At 64.7% G+C, this 18614-nt stretch carries 18 protein-coding genes; 7 read left to right on the top strand and 11 right to left on the bottom strand.

Annotated elements, in window-relative coordinates; all coding sequences use genetic code 11:
* Nucleotides 1-36 precede the first annotated feature (36 nt).
* Nucleotides 37-1761 carry a hypothetical protein gene (locus tag ACIQF4_RS14370; protein ID WP_350003956.1) on the bottom strand — a complete coding sequence of 575 codons (1725 nt, stop codon included), beginning with the start codon at nt 1759-1761 and terminating at the stop codon, nt 37-39.
* 210 nt (nt 1762-1971) lie between these two features.
* Here ACIQF4_RS14370 and bioB point away from each other — a divergent pair, with 210 nt between their 5' ends.
* The 5 genes from bioB to ACIQF4_RS14345 all read left to right on the top strand — a co-directional run bounded on the left by bioB (nt 1972) and on the right by ACIQF4_RS14345 (nt 4951).
* On the top strand, nt 1972-2988 hold the full coding sequence (gene bioB, locus ACIQF4_RS14365; protein WP_400516350.1) for a biotin synthase BioB: 1017 nt from the start codon (nt 1972-1974) through the stop codon (nt 2986-2988).
* Complete coding sequence (locus tag ACIQF4_RS14360; protein ID WP_400516351.1) at nt 2985-3248, top strand: hypothetical protein; 264 nt, start codon at nt 2985-2987, stop codon at nt 3246-3248. Before bioB ends, ACIQF4_RS14360 begins: the two co-directional genes overlap by 4 nt.
* A gap of 60 nt (nt 3249-3308) precedes the next feature.
* Entirely contained in the window at nt 3309-3743 is a 435-nt protein-coding gene (locus ACIQF4_RS14355; protein ID WP_400516352.1) for a pyridoxamine 5'-phosphate oxidase family protein, read from the top strand.
* Between the two features lie 30 nt (nt 3744-3773).
* Nucleotides 3774-4202: a very short patch repair endonuclease gene (locus tag ACIQF4_RS14350; protein WP_400516353.1), complete on the top strand. Its 429-nt coding sequence runs from the start codon at nt 3774-3776 to the stop codon at nt 4200-4202.
* Between the two features lie 338 nt (nt 4203-4540).
* The gene (locus ACIQF4_RS14345; protein WP_350003976.1) at nt 4541-4951 is read left to right on the top strand and encodes an Hpt domain-containing protein; all 411 of its coding nucleotides are present in this window, start codon (nt 4541-4543) and stop codon (nt 4949-4951) included.
* Here ACIQF4_RS14345 and ACIQF4_RS14340 read toward each other — a convergent pair.
* Nucleotides 4924-5691, bottom strand: coding sequence for a response regulator transcription factor (locus tag ACIQF4_RS14340; RefSeq protein WP_400516354.1), 768 nt, complete (start codon nt 5689-5691; stop codon nt 4924-4926). The two genes, ACIQF4_RS14345 and ACIQF4_RS14340, sit on opposite strands and share 28 nt — an antisense overlap.
* 93 nt (nt 5692-5784) lie before the next feature.
* Between ACIQF4_RS14340 and ACIQF4_RS14335 the strand changes: the two genes are divergently transcribed.
* Nucleotides 5785-7443, top strand: coding sequence for a sensor histidine kinase (locus tag ACIQF4_RS14335; protein WP_400516414.1), 1659 nt, complete (start codon nt 5785-5787; stop codon nt 7441-7443).
* 137 nt (nt 7444-7580) lie between these two features.
* Here the strand turns inward: ACIQF4_RS14335 and ACIQF4_RS14330 are convergent, their stop codons facing one another.
* From ACIQF4_RS14330 to ACIQF4_RS14290, 9 genes are all read right to left on the bottom strand, one after another.
* Nucleotides 7581-7814: a PLDc N-terminal domain-containing protein gene (locus tag ACIQF4_RS14330; protein WP_350003961.1), complete on the bottom strand. Its 234-nt coding sequence runs from the start codon at nt 7812-7814 to the stop codon at nt 7581-7583.
* 82 nt (nt 7815-7896) lie between these two features.
* Nucleotides 7897-8313 carry an acyl-CoA thioesterase gene (locus ACIQF4_RS14325; protein WP_400516415.1) on the bottom strand — a complete coding sequence of 139 codons (417 nt, stop codon included), beginning with the start codon at nt 8311-8313 and terminating at the stop codon, nt 7897-7899.
* Between the two features lie 32 nt (nt 8314-8345).
* Nucleotides 8346-10421 (bottom strand): ABC transporter ATP-binding protein, encoded by a 2076-nt coding sequence (locus ACIQF4_RS14320; protein ID WP_400516355.1) that lies wholly within the window; start codon nt 10419-10421, stop codon nt 8346-8348.
* A complete protein-coding gene (locus ACIQF4_RS14315; RefSeq protein ID WP_400516356.1) occupies nt 10418-12151 on the bottom strand; it encodes an ABC transporter ATP-binding protein in 1734 nt (577 codons plus the stop codon). The genes ACIQF4_RS14320 and ACIQF4_RS14315 overlap by 4 nt, the downstream gene beginning before the upstream one ends.
* Nucleotides 12152-12313: 162 nt before the next feature.
* Nucleotides 12314-13924 (bottom strand): MFS transporter, encoded by a 1611-nt coding sequence (locus ACIQF4_RS14310; protein ID WP_400516357.1) that lies wholly within the window; start codon nt 13922-13924, stop codon nt 12314-12316.
* Between the two features lie 10 nt (nt 13925-13934).
* Nucleotides 13935-14408, bottom strand: a complete 474-nt coding sequence (locus tag ACIQF4_RS14305) for a MarR family winged helix-turn-helix transcriptional regulator (protein ID WP_400516358.1) — start codon at nt 14406-14408, stop codon at nt 13935-13937.
* Nucleotides 14409-14561: 153 nt separating this feature from the next.
* Nucleotides 14562-16274: a thiamine pyrophosphate-binding protein gene (locus tag ACIQF4_RS14300; RefSeq protein ID WP_400516359.1), complete on the bottom strand. Its 1713-nt coding sequence runs from the start codon at nt 16272-16274 to the stop codon at nt 14562-14564.
* A 4-nt stretch (nt 16275-16278) separates the two neighbouring features.
* Complete coding sequence (gene speB / locus ACIQF4_RS14295; protein WP_400516360.1) at nt 16279-17343, bottom strand: agmatinase; 1065 nt, start codon at nt 17341-17343, stop codon at nt 16279-16281.
* Nucleotides 17344-17903: 560 nt separating this feature from the next.
* Nucleotides 17904-18323, bottom strand: a complete 420-nt coding sequence (locus ACIQF4_RS14290) for a hypothetical protein (protein WP_400516361.1) — start codon at nt 18321-18323, stop codon at nt 17904-17906.
* A gap of 14 nt (nt 18324-18337) precedes the next feature.
* Between ACIQF4_RS14290 and ACIQF4_RS14285 the strand changes: the two genes are divergently transcribed.
* Nucleotides 18338-18487, top strand: coding sequence for a DUF559 domain-containing protein (locus ACIQF4_RS14285; protein WP_400516362.1), 150 nt, complete (start codon nt 18338-18340; stop codon nt 18485-18487).
* The last annotated feature ends 127 nt before the right edge of the window (nt 18488-18614 follow it).

The following is an 18614-nucleotide window of genomic DNA, read 5'->3' as shown; positions in this document are numbered from 1 at the left end:
TACTTCAAAGCACTTTCTAGTGGCCGCGAAGGCCACCTACTTCTGCGGAGGCAGCACCAGCTCTCCTGTCTTGTCCGTGGACAAGGCGAGCGACGAGACATACTGCGGGCCGCCGTCGGGAGCGTCCTGTGCCGACCGCACCATGTCCGGACGCTCAAACTCAATGCCTGTGACATGGCAGAGGAGCTTCGCGTCGCTGGGGTTCCCGTCGGCGTCGAACATCGGCAGGTCGATGCCGTCATCAGTGCGGCGGAGGTAGTACCGGCCGCGGGTGGCCAAGGCCAGCACCGGCGGAAGGACCAGGGCCAGGCCCACCGCGAAGATCGGCGAGAACGGCTGGATCGCGGACCCAAAGGCACCAAAGAACACCGCAATCGAAATCCCCGCGGACGCCAGCATCGAGATAAAGCCCACCGGGTTCACTGCGTACAGCATGCCCCGCCGGAACTCGGGAACCTTGGGGGAAACCTTCAGCAGGTACTTGTTGATGGCAATGTCGGACGCAACCGTGACAACCCAGGCCATGGCGCAGTTGGCGTAGAAACCAAGGATCGTGTTGAGGAAGTCGAACATGTTGGCCTCCATCAGGACCAGGGCAATGGCCAGGTTGACCACCACGAACACCATGCGGCCGGGATAGGTCTTGGTGATCCGGGTGAAGCTGTTGGTCCAGGCCAGCGACCCGGAGTAGGCGTTGGTGACGTTGATCTTGATCTGCGAGATGACCACCAGCACCACGGCGAGCGTCATGGCCAGCCAGGCCGGCATCATTTCCCGGTAGACGCCCAGGAACTGGTGCACGGGCTCGTTGGCAGTTGCCGAGGCGGCAGGATCCAGCGTTGCGATGAGGTAGATGGCAATGAACAGCCCGACAATCTGCTTGATCGCACCGAAAATCACCCAGCCCGGCCCCGCCAGGATCACGGCGCGCCACCATGCACCCTTGTTGGCTTCGGTCCGCGGCGGCATGAACCGCAGGTAGTCGATCTGTTCGGCAATTTGCGCCATGAGGGACAGGCAGACGCCGGCGGCCAGCATGACGGACGCAAGGTTCGGGCCGCCGTCGCCCGATTCGCCGGTGTACGCGAAGAAGGTGTTGATGCTCTCCGGGTGCGAGACCAGCAGGTATCCCACCGGCACCACCATCAGCAGCAGCCATAGCGGAGTGGTCCACACCTGCAGCTTGGCCAGGGTGTTCATCCCGTAAATCACCAGCGGAATGATGATCACCGTGGAAGCGGCATACCCAATCCACTGCGGAATGCCCAGGCCCACTTCCAGGCCCTGGGCCATGATGGAACCTTCCAGGGCGAAGAAAATAAACGTGAACGTCGCGAAGATGACGTTGGTGACCACCGACCCGTAGTAGCCGAAGCCGGAACCGCGGGTGATGAGGTCAAGGTCGATGTTGTACCGCGCCGCGTAGTACGCCAGCGGGAAGCCGGTGGCGAAGATGATCACGGCGGCCACCAGGATGCCGAAGATGGCATTGACGGTGCCGTAGGCGATCCCGATATTCGCGCCAATGGAGAAATCCGCCAGGTATGCGATCCCGCCCAGCGCACTGGTTGCCACAACCCCGGCACTCCACTTCCGGTAGGAGCGCGGCGCGAACCGGAGCGTGTAGTCCTCCAGGCTCTCCTTCGTCGCGTTCAGTGCGGCAGCGTTGCCCGCTACAGCTGCGGGAACACTTCCGACGACGGCGGCACCTGGCTGTGCGGGCGGGTCCAGCAGCTGCGTTGTCTCTTTGTCATTGGGCATTTTTGTTGCGTCGCTTTCATCCGGGAAGGGTCTGAAGCGACGCTATCCAGCCAGATCGACGGGCCGGTCACAGGGCTGTTTCCGCAATGTTAAGCCTTGACTCTCTCTGTAAACAAAGGCCCTGCCGCACCTTTGTTGCCCCTCCACAAAAAAGGGTGGGCCTCCCCGAATTACCGTCAAAGGAGACATCCGCCGAAGAAAAGGACAACCATGGCAAATCACGCATTCCGGGAATACCCCATCCTGGAAACCGCCCGGCAGCAGGTCCTGGTGGAGGGAATCGGACTCACGGAAGCACAGCTGGTGGAGGTTCTGCGCCTCCCCGACGCTGCCGTCCCCGCAGCCCTGGAGCTTGCCCACCAGGTCCGCCTCAAGCACTGCGGAGAAGACGTGGAGGTTGAAGGCATCATCTCCATCAAAACCGGCGGCTGCCCCGAGGACTGCCATTTCTGCAGCCAGTCGGGCCTCTTCGACAGCCCCGTCCGCGGCGTCTGGCTGGACATCCCCGAACTGGTCAAGGCCGCCAAGGAAACGGCTGCAACCGGGGCCACTGAATTCTGCATCGTGGCAGCCGTCCGCGGGCCCGACATCAAACTCATGAACCAAATCAAGTTCGCCATCGACCGCATCAACGAGGAAGTGGACATCAACATCGCTTGCTCCCTTGGCATGCTCACCCAGCGCCAGGTGGACCAGCTCGCTTCATGGGGCGTACACCGTTACAACCACAACCTGGAGACGGCACGGAGCTACTTCCCCCAGGTGGTCACAACCCACAGCTATGACGAACGGCTGGAGACCTGCGCCATGGTCAAGGACGCGGGCATGGAACTGTGCTGCGGGGCGCTGATCGGCATGGGTGAGTCACTCGAGCAGCGCGCGGAGCTTGCCGCGCAACTCGCCGCCCTGGAACCGCATGAAGTACCGCTGAACTTCCTCAACCCGAGGCCGGGCACGCCGCTGGAAAACCAGGAGCTGATGGACGGCAAGGACGCCCTGCGTGCCATCGCCGCGTTCCGCCTGGCCATGCCCCGCACCGTCCTGCGGTACGCCGGCGGCCGTGAGCTCACCCTCGGTGACCTTGGCACGCGCGAGGGACTCCTGGGTGGGATCAACGCCGTCATTGTCGGCAACTACCTCACCACCCTGGGCCGCCCCGCCGCCGCCGACCTCAACCTGCTGGTGGATCTCAACATGCCCATCAAGGAACTCCAGAAAACCCTATGATCCCCAACCACCCGATAAGCCCCACCACCGGCGGCTTTTGCAGCCACTGCGGCAAGGCGCACCTTCAGGAAACGTCCGACGGCGGCATCGCACCGCCGTCGGACGTTCCTGCCCAGGGAGCCGCTCACCATGAGTGCGCCGCGCGGCTGCAGTTGGAACCGCCGCGCTACTGCAGGCGGTGCGGGCGCCGGGTCAAAGTCCAGGTGTCGCCGCACGCCTGGAGCGCCACCTGCTCACGGCACGGAACCACCACCTCCTGACCGGCTCCTAAGTTCCCCAACCCTCTGGCGCGTTTCTACATTAGGTAGAAGAATGGCTCCATGATGTTTGAACATGTGGATGGACACCCCGTACTGGAACTCGACGATGAGCAGTCCTGGCGCCTGCTGGAGGGCACCAAGCATGGGAGGCTGGTGGTCTCCGTTGCGGGAGAGCCGGATATTTTCCCTGTCAACTACGTCACGGCCAATCGGAAGATCTACCTGCGGACGGCGCCGGGAAACAAACTGGCCCAGTTGACCATCAACTCCACGGTTCTCTTCGAAACGGACGGCATCCTTTCGGAGGAGGCATGGTCCGTGGTGCTGCGCGGAAAGGCCCGCGTCCTCAGCAACTCCGCGGAGCTGGCGGCGGTGGAAGAACTGGGGCTGAAGACCTGGGTGCCCACGCTCAAGGATTTCTACGTGGAGATCGAGCCGACATCCGTGAGCGGCCGGCACTTCGAGTTCGGCGAACAGCCCGAACGCGAAATCTAGGAGCTCCTAAACTGCTCCTAGACTGAAGGCATGGCGGACAAGCTCACTCCTGAGCGGCGCAGCTGGAACATGTCCCGGATCCGGGGCAAGGACACCAAGCCGGAACTGCTGGTGCGCAGGCTCCTCCACGCCAAGGGATACCGGTACCGGCTGCACGGCAAAGCTGGCGCCACCCGGCTGCCCGGCAACCCGGACCTGGTGTTCGCCGGCCGCCGCAAGGTCATTTTTGTCAACGGCTGCTTCTGGCACTTCCACGATTGCCGGGTGGGCCAGCACGCGCCCCAGGCCAACGCCGAGTTCTGGGCCGCCAAACGCACCCGGACCCGCGACCGGGACGCCAATCAGCGCCGCCTGCTCGAAGACGCCGGCTGGCAGGTGCTCACCGTCTGGGAATGCGAACTCAAGGACAGCTCCGCCTTGGAAGGGGAGCTCGTGCGGTTCCTGGAAACCGGCCGCTGAGCCAGCTTGCCGGCCTCACCCGGATTCACCGCCCGCAGAAGGATCTTGAGCCAATCTTTGGGCATTCTCGCCGCGGTTCTTGCGTCCAAACCGGAAGGATGGATGGGTTCTCCGGACTGCGGACCGGGCTTGTAAATCGGAGGCCAGACCAGGCGCGAAATTCGGCGCAAAACCACGGGCTCAGGGACTTGGGGTAAACCCGCAGTCTCATCAAGAAACCCACAATTCTGTTTTCAAAACCCGTCGCGCGAAAGCTACGCCCCTAACCTGAAGTGAAACACATGCCCCACGTAATCGACCCCTTCCTGGAAGGGACAGTTTCCGCCGAAAGGACCGTCATGAGCGCCGCAGATGATGCCCGCAGGCCCTTGGTGGACCAGTCGGTTCTCGACCGGTTGCGGGAGGAGCTGGAAGAGGACGAGGGGTACTGCAAAGTCTTTGTGGGGAACTTCATCGAGTACCTGCCGCACCGGATTGGCCGCCTCCGGCTGGCGCTGACCACGGGGGACCTGGAAGGTTCCGTGGATGCAGTCCTCAGCCTGAAAACCTCCAGCCAGATGGTGGGTGCCGAGCGGCTGGCAAGCCTGGCCATGGACCTGGAGGGCGAGCTCCGCAGCGAAGCCCGCCACTCAGATGTGGCTGTTGTCCTGCCGCAGCTGGCCGCCGCATTCCTTCGGCCCATCAACCAGTGCAGCCGGCAGACCATGCACCGCCTGCAGTCTCAGTGTTCTCCCGGAGCCAGGCGGTAACCCACGCCACGGACGGTCTGTAGCCAGCGGGGCTTCTGCGGTGAGTCACCCAGCTTCTTGCGCAGGTTGCCCATATGGACTTCGACGGACCGTTCGTCGGCTTCGCTGATGTAACTGCCGACGTCGTAATCCTCGTCCCGCAGCCGGCGCACCAGGTCCGATTTGGTCCGGACAGTCCGGCCCGCTTCCAGAAGGGCGTGAAGGAGTTCGAATTCGGTGCGGGTCAGGTTCATTTCCTTGCCGTCAACAACCACGGTCCGGGACGAGTAGCTCAGCTCCAGCCCGTTGTGGCTGTAATTTCCGCGCTCAGGGTGGGCGGCTCCGGCCTCGGAGGCGGCATCTGCGGGCACAGCGTCCGGATCAGCAACGGAACGGGGACGGCGCATCATGGCGGCGATGCGGGCGCGCAATTCCCTGGGGCGGAACGGTTTGGTGAGGTAGTCGTCCGCCCCGGACTCCAGCCCGATCAGGGTGTCCAGCTCCTCCGTGCGGGCCGTGAGCATCACAATGTAGGCGTCGGAAAATTCGCGGATCTGGCGGGACACCTCAAAACCGTCGATGTCCGGCAGGCCGAGGTCAAGGGTGATGACGTCCGGATTGAGGTTTTTGGCCACAAGGACGCCTTCCGCCCCGCTGCTGGCCACGCTTACGTCGAAACCGGCCTGGGACAGCACAGTGCGTACCAGTTCCCGGATGTCCTGGTCATCCTCGATGACCAGTCCCACTCGTGCATCACTCATAGCGCCCCCTCAGCAGCCAACGTCTGAAGTATAGCCCGCTGCCGATATCCTGCTGGCATGGCCTCACACACCCCGCCCCGCAAGTTCCGTGCCATGGACCACCCCGTGGCGTGGTCCTCGGGCAAGCTGAGGTTTTTCCGCCGGCCCTTCCACGAGTATCGGCTGACGGACCGCGTGGCGCTAAGCCAGATGCCCTTGTTCGTGACGACGCTCCTCACGGCATTCTTGGTGTGGGCTTTCTTTCCCGTCACCATGGACAACCCGCTGTTCGTGACCTTCCTGGTATCGCAGCCTGTCATCATGGCCCTCTGCTACCTGGTCCCCTGGGACCGGCTGCCGTATACGAGCTTCCTCATCATTCCGCTGCTGGACTTCGTCTCCATTGCGGTGGGCCGGGAGGGCGGCGGGCAGGAGAGCCTCACCGGAATCAGCCTGCTGGCAGTGTTCCCGGTGATCTGGCTTTGCGCGTCCGGGTACTACCCCCGGACGTCCCTGTGGCTGTCTTTCCTTGCGCCGCTTGCCATCATCTGGGTTCCGCTGCTGCTGGAGGGAAACCCGTCGCCCCAGGACCTGGCGCGGTCCCTGCTCCTGCCGGTCATGATGCTCGGCATCGGGGTCTCGGTCAGTGTGTTGACGCTCAGCATGACGCGGCAGCAGCGGGAACTTGAAGAGAAGGATGCCCAGCTGCAGGACAACCTGCGCACCAGCCAGCGCCAGGGGGCGCTGCTCAACACCATCCTGGACACTGTCCACCTGGGGGTCCTTGCAGTGGATGCGGACGGGCACGATGTCCTGATGAACCGACGGCAGCGGATCAACCACGAGCTCGCCCGGCCCAAGGACATCGCCGACCCGAACGAGTCCCAGCTGCTGGTCTTCGGGCCGGACCGCGTGACGCTGGTCCCCGTTGAGGAACGGCCGGTCCGCCGCGCCGTCCTCGGGGAAACCTTCACGGACTACCTTGTGTGGCTGGGCTCAGGGAGCGATCAGCGCGCCTTTGTGACCACCGCCCGCGCCATGAAGGACAACGACGGCACGTTCGCCGGTTCCGTCATTGCCTTCAGCGATGTCACGGACCTGGTGAATGCCCTGACGGCCAAGGATGATTTCGTCTCCAGCGTCTCGCACGAATTCCGGACGCCGCTGACCTCGATCCTGGGCTACGTGGAAATCCTGCTCGGTGATGAGCCGGAGAACACCCAGCGCGACATGCTCGAAATCATCCGCCGCAACTCGGAACGGCTCCTGACACTGGTATCGGACCTTCTCTCCAGCCGGAACGGCCAACTGATCGTGACGCCCGAGGCCGTGGATGTGGCAGAGCTGGTGCGCTCCAGCGTCTCCTCCGCCATACCCAGGGCTGCAGCGTCAGGAGTGGCACTGGAGGCTCGCACCCCGGAACGGCTGGAGGCCCACGTGGACGGGCCCAGGATTTCGCAGGTGCTGGACAACCTGGTGTCCAACGCCATCAAATACTCCCCCGACGGCGGCAGCGTCATGGTCTCGCTCGCCCGCGAGGACGGACACCTGGCATGCCGGGTCACCGATACCGGCATGGGCATGACTGCGGAAGACGCGTCCGAGGTCTTCGCCAAGTTCTTCCGTGCCAGCACTGTCCGCCGGACAGCCATCCCCGGCGTGGGTCTGGGCCTGCCGATCAGCAAGGCCATTGTTGAGGCACACGGCGGGACCATTGAAGTGGACAGCGCCCTGGGCGAAGGGACCACCTTCACGTTCCGGGTTCCGGTCTAGTCCCCACCCGCACCCTAGCCTCGCAAGCTCAGCTGGGGAAACCTGGGGTGTGGGCCCCGCCCGTACAACGGAGGCGCCCGGGTCAGCAGCCGCGCTGGCCGGGCCCTCAACAGCCTGGCCCCGGCGCTGGAACGCCGCTATTTGCCGGCGCCGGGATGCTTCCGGCCGAAGGTGAAGTAGCCCACGGGGCCGATGAAGTTGATGAAGGATGCCGCCCGCCAGGCTGCCTTGGGGCCGTTGATGAGTGCCGCGGGCCGTTTCGAGATGTCCCGCTGCGCTGCCACCAGCAGGGATACCTGCGCGATGGCTACCAGGATGGTGCCGGCCTTTGCTGACGGCGACATTTCTTTCCAGGTCTTTTTCTGGGCCATGTTTGCTCCTTGTTTAGGTTTTCAGTTTCCGATGCTTGCTGCTCCTGCGCAACGGGCCGTGCCGGTGCCGGACCCTCCGCCCTCAGGCCGTGAACGGGGCCAGGCGTTCCTTCTGTTCAGGCGTCAGGCGCTGCACGCGCCCCGTGGCCTCGTCCACGAACGCCAGGTGGCTGCTCGCTTTCACGCAGTCCTCCCGGGTGACCGGGTCCTGGATGAGGTAGTGGATGTCGAAGCTGGCCCCCTTGACGGCCCCGATCCACACCTGCACCACGGCCGGCACGTTCCGGTATTCAAGGGTCCTGACATAGCGAATCTTGTGGTCCACCACCAAAGCCATGGTGCCCTGCGGGACGTCATTGAACAGGGAGACGTGCGGATCAACTCCGGGCAGCCCGGCCCCGCGGGGCGGGCCGAAGGCCGCAATCCGGGCTTCCTCGAGCATCCGGACAATCTGGACGTTGTTGATGTGCCCGTAGGCGTCCATGTCCCCCCACCGCATGGGGACCATGACCTCGATCCGGCCGTCGGCGCTCAACTGTGCACCGCCGTGGAGTCGTCCACCGGGACTTCCCCTGCGTCCGCTCCTGCGAACTGGGACATGTACAGGCGGTAGTAGGCGCCCTTCGCGGCGAGGAGGACCTTGTGGTTGCCCTGTTCAACGATCCTGCCGTTTTCCATCACCAGGATGGTGTCTGCGTCGCGGATCGTTGAGAGCCGGTGGGCAATCACAAAGCTGGTGCGGTCCGTACGGAGCGCGGCCATGGCCTTCTGCACAAGCAGTTCGGTACGGGTATCAACAGAGCTGGTGGCCTCATCCAGGATGAGCAGGGACGGGTTTGCCACAAAGGCACGGGCAATGGTGATCAGCTGTTTCTCGCCGGCGCTGACATTGTTGCCCTCTTCGTCGATGACGGTGTTGTAGCCCTCCGGCAGGGCCCTGACAAAGCGGTCAACGAAGGTAGCCTTGGCCGCAGCCATCACCTGCTCCTCGGTAGCCTCCAGGTTGCCGTAACGGATGTTGTCATAGATGGACCCCCCGAACAGCCAGGCATCCTGCAGCACCATGCCCACCTTGGAACGGAGCTCGGAGCGGCTGAGGTGGGTGATGTCCACGCCGTCCAGCCTGATGGAACCGGAATTGAGCTCGTAGAACCTCATGACCAGGTTGACCAGGGTGGTCTTTCCGGCGCCGGTGGGCCCCACGATGGCGACGGTGTTTCCCGGTTCGGCGGTGAAGGAGAGATTCTCGATCAGCTTCTTGTCCTCGGTGTAGCTGAACGTGACGTTATTGAAGTCAACGTGCCCGTCCGTCCTGGCCGGGAGGTGCTCCGTGGCGGTTTCCGCGTCCTGCTCGTCGGCGTCGAGGAACTCGAAGACCCGTTCAGCGGAGGCCACGCCGGACTGCAGCATGTTCGCCATGCCGGCCATTTGGCCCAGCGGCTGCGTGAACTCGCGTGAGTACTGGATGAATGCGGTGGCGTCGCCCAGGGTCATGGACCCGGAAGCCACCCGGAGTCCGCCCACCACGGCGATGCCCACGTAACTGAGGTAGGAGACGAACTGCATGACCGGGAAGATGATGCCGGATACGAACTGTGCACCGAAGCTGGCCTTGTACAGTTCCTCGTTGCGTTCCTCGAACCGTGCCAGCATGTCCGAGTCTCGGCCGAAGACCCTCACCAGGTCGTGGCCCGAGAAGGACTCCTCAATCTGCCCGTTAAGCGCCCCCGTGCTCTTCCACTGTGCGGCGAAGAGCTTCTGGCTGCGCACGCCGATCATGCCCGCCGCGACGCCGGAGAGGGGAAGGGCAACCAGCGCTATCAGGGCCAGCTGCCAGGACACGATGAACATCATCACCACAATGCCGATGACGGTCAGCAGCGAATTGATGAGCTGGGCGAAGGCCTGCTGCAGCGCCTGCTGGATGTTGTCGACGTCGTTCGTTACCCGGGACAGCACGTCCCCGCGCTGACGGGTGTCGAAGTAGTTCAGCGGGAGGCGGTTCAGCTTCCGTTCGGTGTCGTCCCGGAGCCGCCTGATGACCTTCATGACGATGCGGTTCAGCACGTAGCCCTGCAGCCAGAGGAAGATGTTGGCCACGAAGTACATCAGCAGGACCACCGCGATGAGCATGCTGAGTTTGTCGAAGTTGATGCCGGTGCCGGGCACCAGTTCCATCCGGGAGACCATGTCCGCAAAGTTGTCCTGGCCCTGCTGGCGCAGCCCGTCCACGAACTGTTCCTTGCTGGCGCCGGCCGGAAGCTGCTTGCCCACCACTCCGGCAAAGATGACGTCCATGGCCTGCCCCAGGATCTTGGGGGCGATGACGTTCAGGACCACGGCGATCACCACCATGCCCACCACCACGTAGATTCCCAGGGCCTCGGGCTTCAGCAGCCCCATCAGGCGTTTGGCGGAGGGCCAGAAGTGCTGGGCTTTCTTGGCGGGCATCCCGCCAAACATGTCCCCGTCGGCTTCGGAGGGTTTGAACTCCTCCTCCACGAAGTCGTCATCCTCGACGGGTTCCTCCGTCAGTTCCCTGCCGCTCGAGTCCCGGGCAGCTGCTGTTGCCGTGACGTCGGTGGAGTCCTTCCTGCGGGCGCTCATGCCATTTCCTCCACGCTCAGTTGGGATTCGACGATTTCCTGGTAGGTGGGCGAGGTTTCCAGTAGCTCCTGGTGCGTTCCGCGGTCCACGATGCGTCCGTTGTCCAGCACCAGGATCTGGTCCGCCTCGGTGATGGTGGAGATCCGCTGCGCCACGATGATCACGGTGGCATCGGCGGTGATGCCTTTCAGCGCGGTCCGGAGCCGGGCGTCCGTGGCCACGTCCAGTGCCGAGAATGAATCATCGAAAAGGTACACCCGGGGCCTGCTCACGAGTGCCCTGGCGATGCAAAGGCGCTGGCGCTGGCCGCCGGAGACGTTGGTTCCGCCCTGGGAGATGCGGGATCCGAGGCCGTTCTTCTTGGCGCGGACAAACTCGTCGCCCTGCGCCACCTGAAGCGCTTCCCACAGTTCCTGGTCAGTGGCCTCGGTTTTTCCAAACCTCAGGTTGTGCTCGATGGTTCCGGAGAAGAGGTACGGGCGCTGGGGCACCAAGGCCACGCGCCGGGTGATGTCGGCCCGGTCCATCCTGCTGACCGGGACTCCGTCCAGCAGCACCTCTCCCTCGGCGGGATCGTAAAGCCGGGGCAGGAGGGAGAGCAGGGAGGTCTTTCCCGCGCCGGTGGAACCAATGATGGCGATGGTCTGGCCGGGACGGGCCGTGAAGCTGATGTTGCTCAGCACCGCCGATTCGGCGCCGGGATAGGCGAAGGTGACGTTCCGGTACTCCACCACACCGGCCAGCGTGCCCGGCACCTCGGGCCGTTCGGGGTCGTGGATGGAGGGCTCGACGTCGAGCAGCTCGCCGATGCGGTCCGCGCATACTGACGCGCGGGGGATCATCATGGCCATGAACGTGCCCATCATGACGGCAACCAGGATCTGCAGCAGGTATTGCAGGAAGGCGGTCAGGGCGCCCACCTGCATCTCGCCCGAATCCACGCGCTGCCCGCCGAACCACAGCACGGCAGCGGTGGACAGGTGGAGGATCATGCCGATGGCAGGGAACATCAGCACAAACAGGGCGCCGATCTTCAGCGAGACGTCCGTCAGTTCCTTGTTCGCTTCGCCAAAGCGCCCTGTTTCATACGGTTCCCGGACGAAGGCCCGGACCACCCGGATGCCGATGATCTGCTCCCGCAGCACTGCGTTGATGCGGTCGATCTTTTTCTGCATGGACCGGAACAGCGGCATGAGCCGGACCACCAGGTACCCCACCACCACCGTCAGGAGGGGCACGGAAACCCACACCAGCCAGGACAGGTTGAGGTCCTCGCGCAGCGCCATGATGATGCCGCCCACGCACATGATGGGCGTTGCCACCATGAAGTTCAGTCCCATCAGCACAAGCATCTGGACCTGTTGGACATCGTTGGTGCCGCGGGTGATGAGCGTGGGGGCGCCAAAAGCGTTGACGTCCATGGCCGAGAAGCTGGTGACTTTGCGGAAAACCCCGCGCCGCAGGTCCCGGCCTATTGCCATGGCTGTCTTCGAGCCGAAGTAGACCCCGGCAATGGCGGTGCCCACCTGGATGAATGCCACCACCAGCATCACCGCGCCCGTCCGCCAGATGAAGCCGGTGTCCCCGCGGGATACCCCTTCATCGATGATCTGGGCGTTCAGGCTGGGCAGGTACAGCGCGGCGATGGTGGACGCCAGCTGGAACACGATGACGGCCGCAATGTACGGCCGATACGGCCGGGAAAACCGCCGTATGAGGGTGAGGAGCATGCCCACGGGTCCTTAGTGGTGAGTTCGATGATGGTTCGCAAAAGCAGGAGGCTTAAGTAGTAGCAGCCGGGGCCGACATCCTCAGCTTTCCCACTCTACGAAACTCCTCCCCCTGGTGAAACACACTCAGGAAAGATCATCCGTGGGGATTACCCCTCAGGGTCACCTGCCTGCCGGGGCGAGCTCCGCCGTCGCACCCTTATCCTCGGCCCCCGGCTGGATGTCCACCGTGCGCCGGAGGGGCTTCTCCTTGATGAACAGTACGGCCACCAGCGCCACAACGGCCACGGCAGCGGAGATCAGGAACACCTCCGCGGTGGCGTCACCGTAGGCGGCACGCATGACGTCGCGGACGGGTTCCGGCATGTGCGCCAGGTCCATACTGGCTCCGGCCGTGCCTCCATCAACGGGGATCCCTGCGGCTGCCAGGCCCTGCGTGGCCAGCTCGCTGACGCGGTTGGCCAGGATGGCGCCCAGGACGGAGACGCCGATGGCGCCGCCCACGGACCGGAAGAACGCAACCGAGGCACTCGCCGTCCCAATGGCCGATGCCCGGACGGTGTTCTGAACGGCCAGCACAAGGTTCTGCATCAGCATGCCCAGGCCAAGGCCCAGCACTGCGGTGAAGACCCCTGCGTGCCAGAGCTCGGTGGTGTGGTCCATAGTTCCGGACAGTCCCAGCCCGCCGATCAGCAGGATGGAGCCGGCGATCAGGTAGCCCTTCCACTTGCCCGTCCGGCTGATCAGTTGCCCGGAAACCACAGAACCGACCAGGTTTCCGGCGATCATCGGCAGGGTCAGGAGACCGGCCTCCGTGGGGCTGGCGCCCCGTGCCACCTGGAAGTACTGGCCCAGGAAGGTGGAGGAACCAAACATTGCCACGCCCACGGCCACGGAGGCGAGGATGGCCAGCGCCGTGGTGCGTTCGGAGATGATCTGGAGCGGAATAATAGGCTGCTGCACCTTGGACTCCACCAGGACCAGCAGGGCCAGCAGGAGGATTCCGCCGCCCACCATGACGGCGGACTGCCAGGAGACCCAGTCATAGTAGGCGGGGTTGCCGGCGAAGGAGACCCAGATCAGCAGCAGGCTCACGCCGGAGGTCAGCAGGATGGAGCCCAGCCAGTCGATCTTGGCGGGCCGCCGGACGTGGCTGATTTTGAGGGTGACCTGCAGCAGGATGAGGGCGACGACGGCGAGCGGCACGCAGACGAAGAAGGTCCAGCGCCAGCCGAGCGGGCTGTCCACGATGAAGCCGCCCAGCAGCGGTCCGCCGGCGGTGCCGACTGCCATGACCGCCCCCATGTAGCCGGAGTACTTCCCGCGGTTCCGCGGCGGGATCATGGTGCCGATGATGGCCTGCGACAGTGCCGTGAGCCCGCCCATGGCCACACCCTGGATCACGCGGGCGCCCAGCAGCAGCGGGATGGTTTCGGACAACCCGGCCATGACGGAGCCGGCGACGAAGATGATGATGCTGAGCTGGACCAGGACCTTCTTATCAAAGAGGTCGGCGAGTTTGCCCCAGATGGGGGTGGTGGCGGCGTTGGCCAGCAGCGCGGCGGTGATAACCCAGGCGAAGTCGGTCTGGGTGCCGTGCAGGTCGGACATGATGGTGGGCAGCGCATTGGCCACGATGGTGCTGCTGAGGATCGCCGTGAAGAAGGCGGCTAGGAGCCCGGTGAGGGCTTCCATGATCTGGCGGTGGGACATCTCGGGCGCAGTGCCTGCGGGTGCGCCGGGCAATGCGGCGGGGGTGGCTGTTCTTGCCATGGGTCTGCTCCTAAGCGGTGGTTGTGATGGTGCCGGCCGCCGTTGCCCGGGCTGATTGTTTGAGTGATTCGGTGAGCTTGTGCAGGATCTTGGCCGTAGCGCCGGCGTCTTCCTCGCTCCAGTCGCGCAGGTAGTCCTGCAGGACCGCAGTCCGCTGGTCCTCGATGCTGCGGAGTTTTTCCGCTCCCAGGGGCGTCAGCGCAACCAGTTGGGCCCGGCCGTCGTCGGGGTCTTGCCTGCGGACCACCAGCCCATGCTCCTCCAGGTCCGCGATGTGCCGGCTGAGCACCGGCGCGCTGACTCCCAGCCGCTCGGCCAGGCGCGTGGCCCTGGCCTCCCCTTCGCCCACGAAACGCAGCACGCCCTGCAGCGCCACGCCGGTGTCCTGCCCGCGCACGCTGGCGGTGGCGATGCACCGCACCGCCCGCTGGAGATCGAAGATCTGGTACACAAGGTCGGCTGCCGTATCCGGCGCTACTGCCATGGTTAATGGACTCCCTCAGTTGTTTGCCTGAAGCAACTATATCCCCTAAGTTGTTGCTTTGGGAAACTAACCTCATTTAGCGCTGAACGCGAAAGGCCCCAGCTCTGTGCGAGCTGGGGCCTCAAGTGGACCGGGGTCAGGAGGAGCGGCTGGTCATTCCGCCAGGTGCGTGGGGGCAAACATCTTCAGCAGGGTTTCCACCACGACGACGTTTGGCCCGTCGGCAGCGAACCCCGCCTTCAGCGCGTCCCCCACATCCGCCGGCGCCACCTTAACGGCAGGCACACCGAACGCCTCGGCGAGCTTGACGAAGTCCGGGCGGGCCAGCTCCGTGGCCGTGGCTTTGCCGAAGGCGCCCACCATATATTCGCGCAGGATGCCGTAACCGCCGTCGTCCACAATCAGCCAAGTGACCGGAACGTTGTGCTGCTTCGCCGTGGCGAGTTCAGAGATGGAATACATCGAGGATCCGTCGCCGGATACTGCCAGTACCCGGGCAGAGCCAGCGGGCCTGCCCACCGTTTCGAGTCCCACGGCCGCGCCGATGGCCGCCGGGAAGCCGAAGCCCAGCCCGCCTGCCCCCTGGGCTGAATGGAACTGGCCCTCCCGGGCGTCCCAGCAGCTCCAGCCCCAGTAGGCCGCGATGGTCATGTCCCAGAAGGTTTGCATGTCCGCCGGCACCGCCTCGCGGATGTCCGCCATGAACTTCAGTTCCTTGGCCAGGTCCTGCGATTCCAGCCGCGCGCGGACCTTCGCCAGGGATTCGCTCACCAGGTTTTCCGGCGACGTGCCGTGCCAGCTGGGCGCGGTCCCGCCAGCCCCAGCCCCCAGGGCTTCATCAAGGGCCGCGAGCGCCTGGCCTGCGTCCGCCCGGATGCCCAGCCCGGGCCGGTTGGACTCCAGGACCCTGGGTTCGGCATCGATCTGGATGATCCGGCCGCGGGGCTCGAACGTGAAGTAGTTGGAGGTGACCTCCCCCAGGGACGAGCCGATCACTACCAGGACGTCCGCGTCCTCCAGGAGATCCGTCATATAGCGGTCCTCGATCCAGGACTGTAGCGAAAGCTCATGGTTCCAGGGGAAGGCGCCATTTCCGCCCGGAGTGCAGATCACAGGTGCGCGAAGCTTCTCGGCAATCGAGAGGAGGGACTTCTCGGCCCGGCCCCGCCGTGTGCCGCCGCCGGCGATGATGGCCGGACGTTCCGCGGACTGAAGCCATTTCACCGCCTCCCGGACCAGCTCCACCCGGGGCGGGTTGTCAGCCGCCTCCGCAAGCGCATCCTCCACCGGGGGCACCATGATGGGATCAAGCAGGACGTTCTGCGGGATCTCCAGCCAGACGGGACCCTGGGGCGAGGAAATCGCCTCGGTCCAGGCGTCCTGGATGGCGGACGGGATGCCGGACGCGTGCTGGATCAGCCGCTGGCTCTTGGTGACGTTGGCCGCCGACGCCTTTTGGTCGTCAAGCTGGTGCAGCATGCCCTTGCGCCGCGCGCCGAGCCCCTCGAGCGGGATCTGGCTGGCCACCACTACCATGGGCACTCCGGTGGCGTAGGCTTCCTGCAGCCCAGCCAGTGACGTCAGTGCGCCGGGTCCGGTGGACAGGAACAGGACTCCCACTTCGCCCGTCGCCCGGGAATACCCGTCCGCGGCAAAGGCACTGTTGTTTTCCACCCGGGAGGAGACGAACTGCAGGTTCCCGCGGCCCATCGCATCAAAGAGGCCCAGGGCGTGCTGGCCCGGGATGCCAAAGACGGTCTTGGCACCCAGCGCCTCAAGGGTTTCGACGACGAGGTCCCCGCCGTTGCGCACGCCCGAACTGTTTGTTGCGGGCACGGCGGCCGCACCCGCAGTGGCGTCACCCATCCGCTTATTCCTTGCCTGCCGGAGCGAAACCTGCCGGGCGGCGGGCTTCCTGGCCGAGCGCCTGGGCGGCGTATCCGGTGGCTGCTCCGAAGCGGTCCCCCGCTACGGCGTTGTCAGCCATTAGCGTGACCAGTTCGTAGGCGACGTGGCTGGCGGCGACGCCGGTGATTTCGGCGTGGTCATAGGCGGGGGCAACCTCCACCACGTCCGCTCCCACCAGGTTCATGCCGCGGAAGCCGCGGATGATTTCCAGCAGCTCGCGGCTGGTAATGCCGCCGGCCTCGGGGGTGCCGGTGCCCGGGGCGTGGGCGGGGTCCAGGACGTCGATGTCTACGGAAATGTACAACGGGCGGTTGCCGATCCGGTCGCGGACCTTGGCCACGGTTTCCAGGACGCCCTGGTAGTAGACGTCAGCGGACGTGACGATGCCAAACCCGAAGCGATGGTCGTCGTCGAGGTCCTTTTTGCCGTAGAGCGGTCCACGGGTGCCAATGTGGCTGATGGCTTCCGTATCCAGGATGCCTTCTTCGACGGCGCGGCGGAACGGGGTGCCGTGGGTGTACTCGGCGCCGAAGTAGGTGTCCCAGGTGTCCAGGTGCGCATCGAAGTGGAGCATGGCGATGGGCTCTCCGGCCCGCTCGGCGGCGGCGCGAAGGAGCGGCAGGGCGATGGTGTGGTCACCGCCCAGGGTCACCAGCTTGCTGCCGCCTGCCGTCAGGTCCAGGGCGTTCTGCTGGATGGTTTCGATGGCCTCGTTGATGTTGAACGGGTTGACGGCCATGTCACCGGCGTCGGCCACCTGGATGTTTTCGAACGGACTGACGTCCCACGCCGGGTTGTACGGGCGCAGCAGCCGGCTGGCCTCGCGGACATGGTTGGCGCCGAAGCGGGCCCCCGGGCGGTAGGAGACGCCGGAATCGAAGGGGACGCCCACCACCGTAACGTCGGCCTTGGCCACCTGGTCCAGGCGCGGAAGGCGGGCATAGGTGGCAGCTCCCGCGTACCGGGGAATGCGGGATGAATCGATGGGGCCAAGGTTGCCGTGGGCTTCGATGCGCAGCTCTTCCAAGGGGGCCTCTCCTTCAAGGAGTTGAGGGACTGATGTGACTGCCATCATACATCTTGTTTCTCAGTGTGCACCATTCGTTTACCAGTCAAGCTGTTCCAGGTACCTGGTCCGTCCATGCCTGCGCGCTCCTCCCCGGTTACTGCCGCCGCCGACCCGAGCCCTCCCACCTCAGTCCCAGAATTCCGGCCCTCATCGTCACGGCGGACTCGGTGAAGGGCAGGTAACTGGGAAGGAACGCACACCACAGCCAGGAAGAATTCTCCACATAGGGCAGGCACTCGGTTCCCTTGCGGCAGCTGCGGCGATCAGATGGCGATGTGGACATTCTTGAGTATCTGCAAAAGACCGGCGGAGTTGCGCGATCCGCCCAACTCCTCCATGCCGGGTTCTCGCGCCGGGACTTGCTGCGGCTCAGGGAGTCCGGAGCCAACCAGCCCAGGCGCGGGATTTTTGTCCTGCCGGGCTGCGACGAGGACTACCAGTCGGCAATTCGGCACAACGGCCGGCTCAGCTGTGCCAGCGCCGCCGCCCACTATGGGCTCTGGCTGAGGCAGTCACCTTCAAGGCTCCACCTGGCCTGCAACCATGGCCACGGCAGCGGCTTTGTCCGCCACCGCACAGTCAGGTTCGAGGGGCATCCGTTCGTGCCGGTAGCCGCAGTGGAAGATGTAGCCCTGCATGCGTTGGGATGCCTCCCGCCGCCGGCGTCCACCGCGATGGCGACGTCGGCAATCCGCCTGCACGGTGTATCCCCGGAACTGCTGGCCCGCGAACTGCGGGCAGACCGCTCCGGAACAGCACTCCGGGCACTTCGGGAACTCGACCTGCGGGCCGAATCCATTGTTGAAGTCGATGCGAAGCACCTGTTCCGAGGCAACCGGATCAAATACGAGGCGCAGGTCTTCCTGCCCGGGATTGGCCGGGTGGACTTCCTCCCCAACGGCTTCCTCATCGTGGAGATTGACGGCTACGCGTTCCACTCCAAACGGGAGGATTGCTCCGGGACCGGAACCGCAACAACACCTCGGCCGTCAACGGGTATGCCGTCCTGCGCTACATGCCGGAGCACGTGTGGTTCAGCCCGGATCAGGTCCTGGCGGAAATTAAGGCCGTGCTGGCGGCCCGCTACGGTACGGCCCAGTGAATAGCGTGCACTCCAGCCCAGTTACTGCTGGCCAACAGCCCTTGGGCGGGTCGGCTTCCCACAGAACGGGCGTCCGCACAACGTGCCGCCGTAAGTAACCGGGACGGAACGCACGCGGCGGACCAAA

Source organism: Pseudarthrobacter sp. NPDC092202 (assembly GCF_044755505.1).
In the GTDB taxonomy this organism is placed as follows: domain Bacteria; phylum Actinomycetota; class Actinomycetes; order Actinomycetales; family Micrococcaceae; genus Arthrobacter.
Note: the sequence above shows the minus strand (reverse complement) of the source record. Positions and strands in the feature narration are given on the sequence as shown.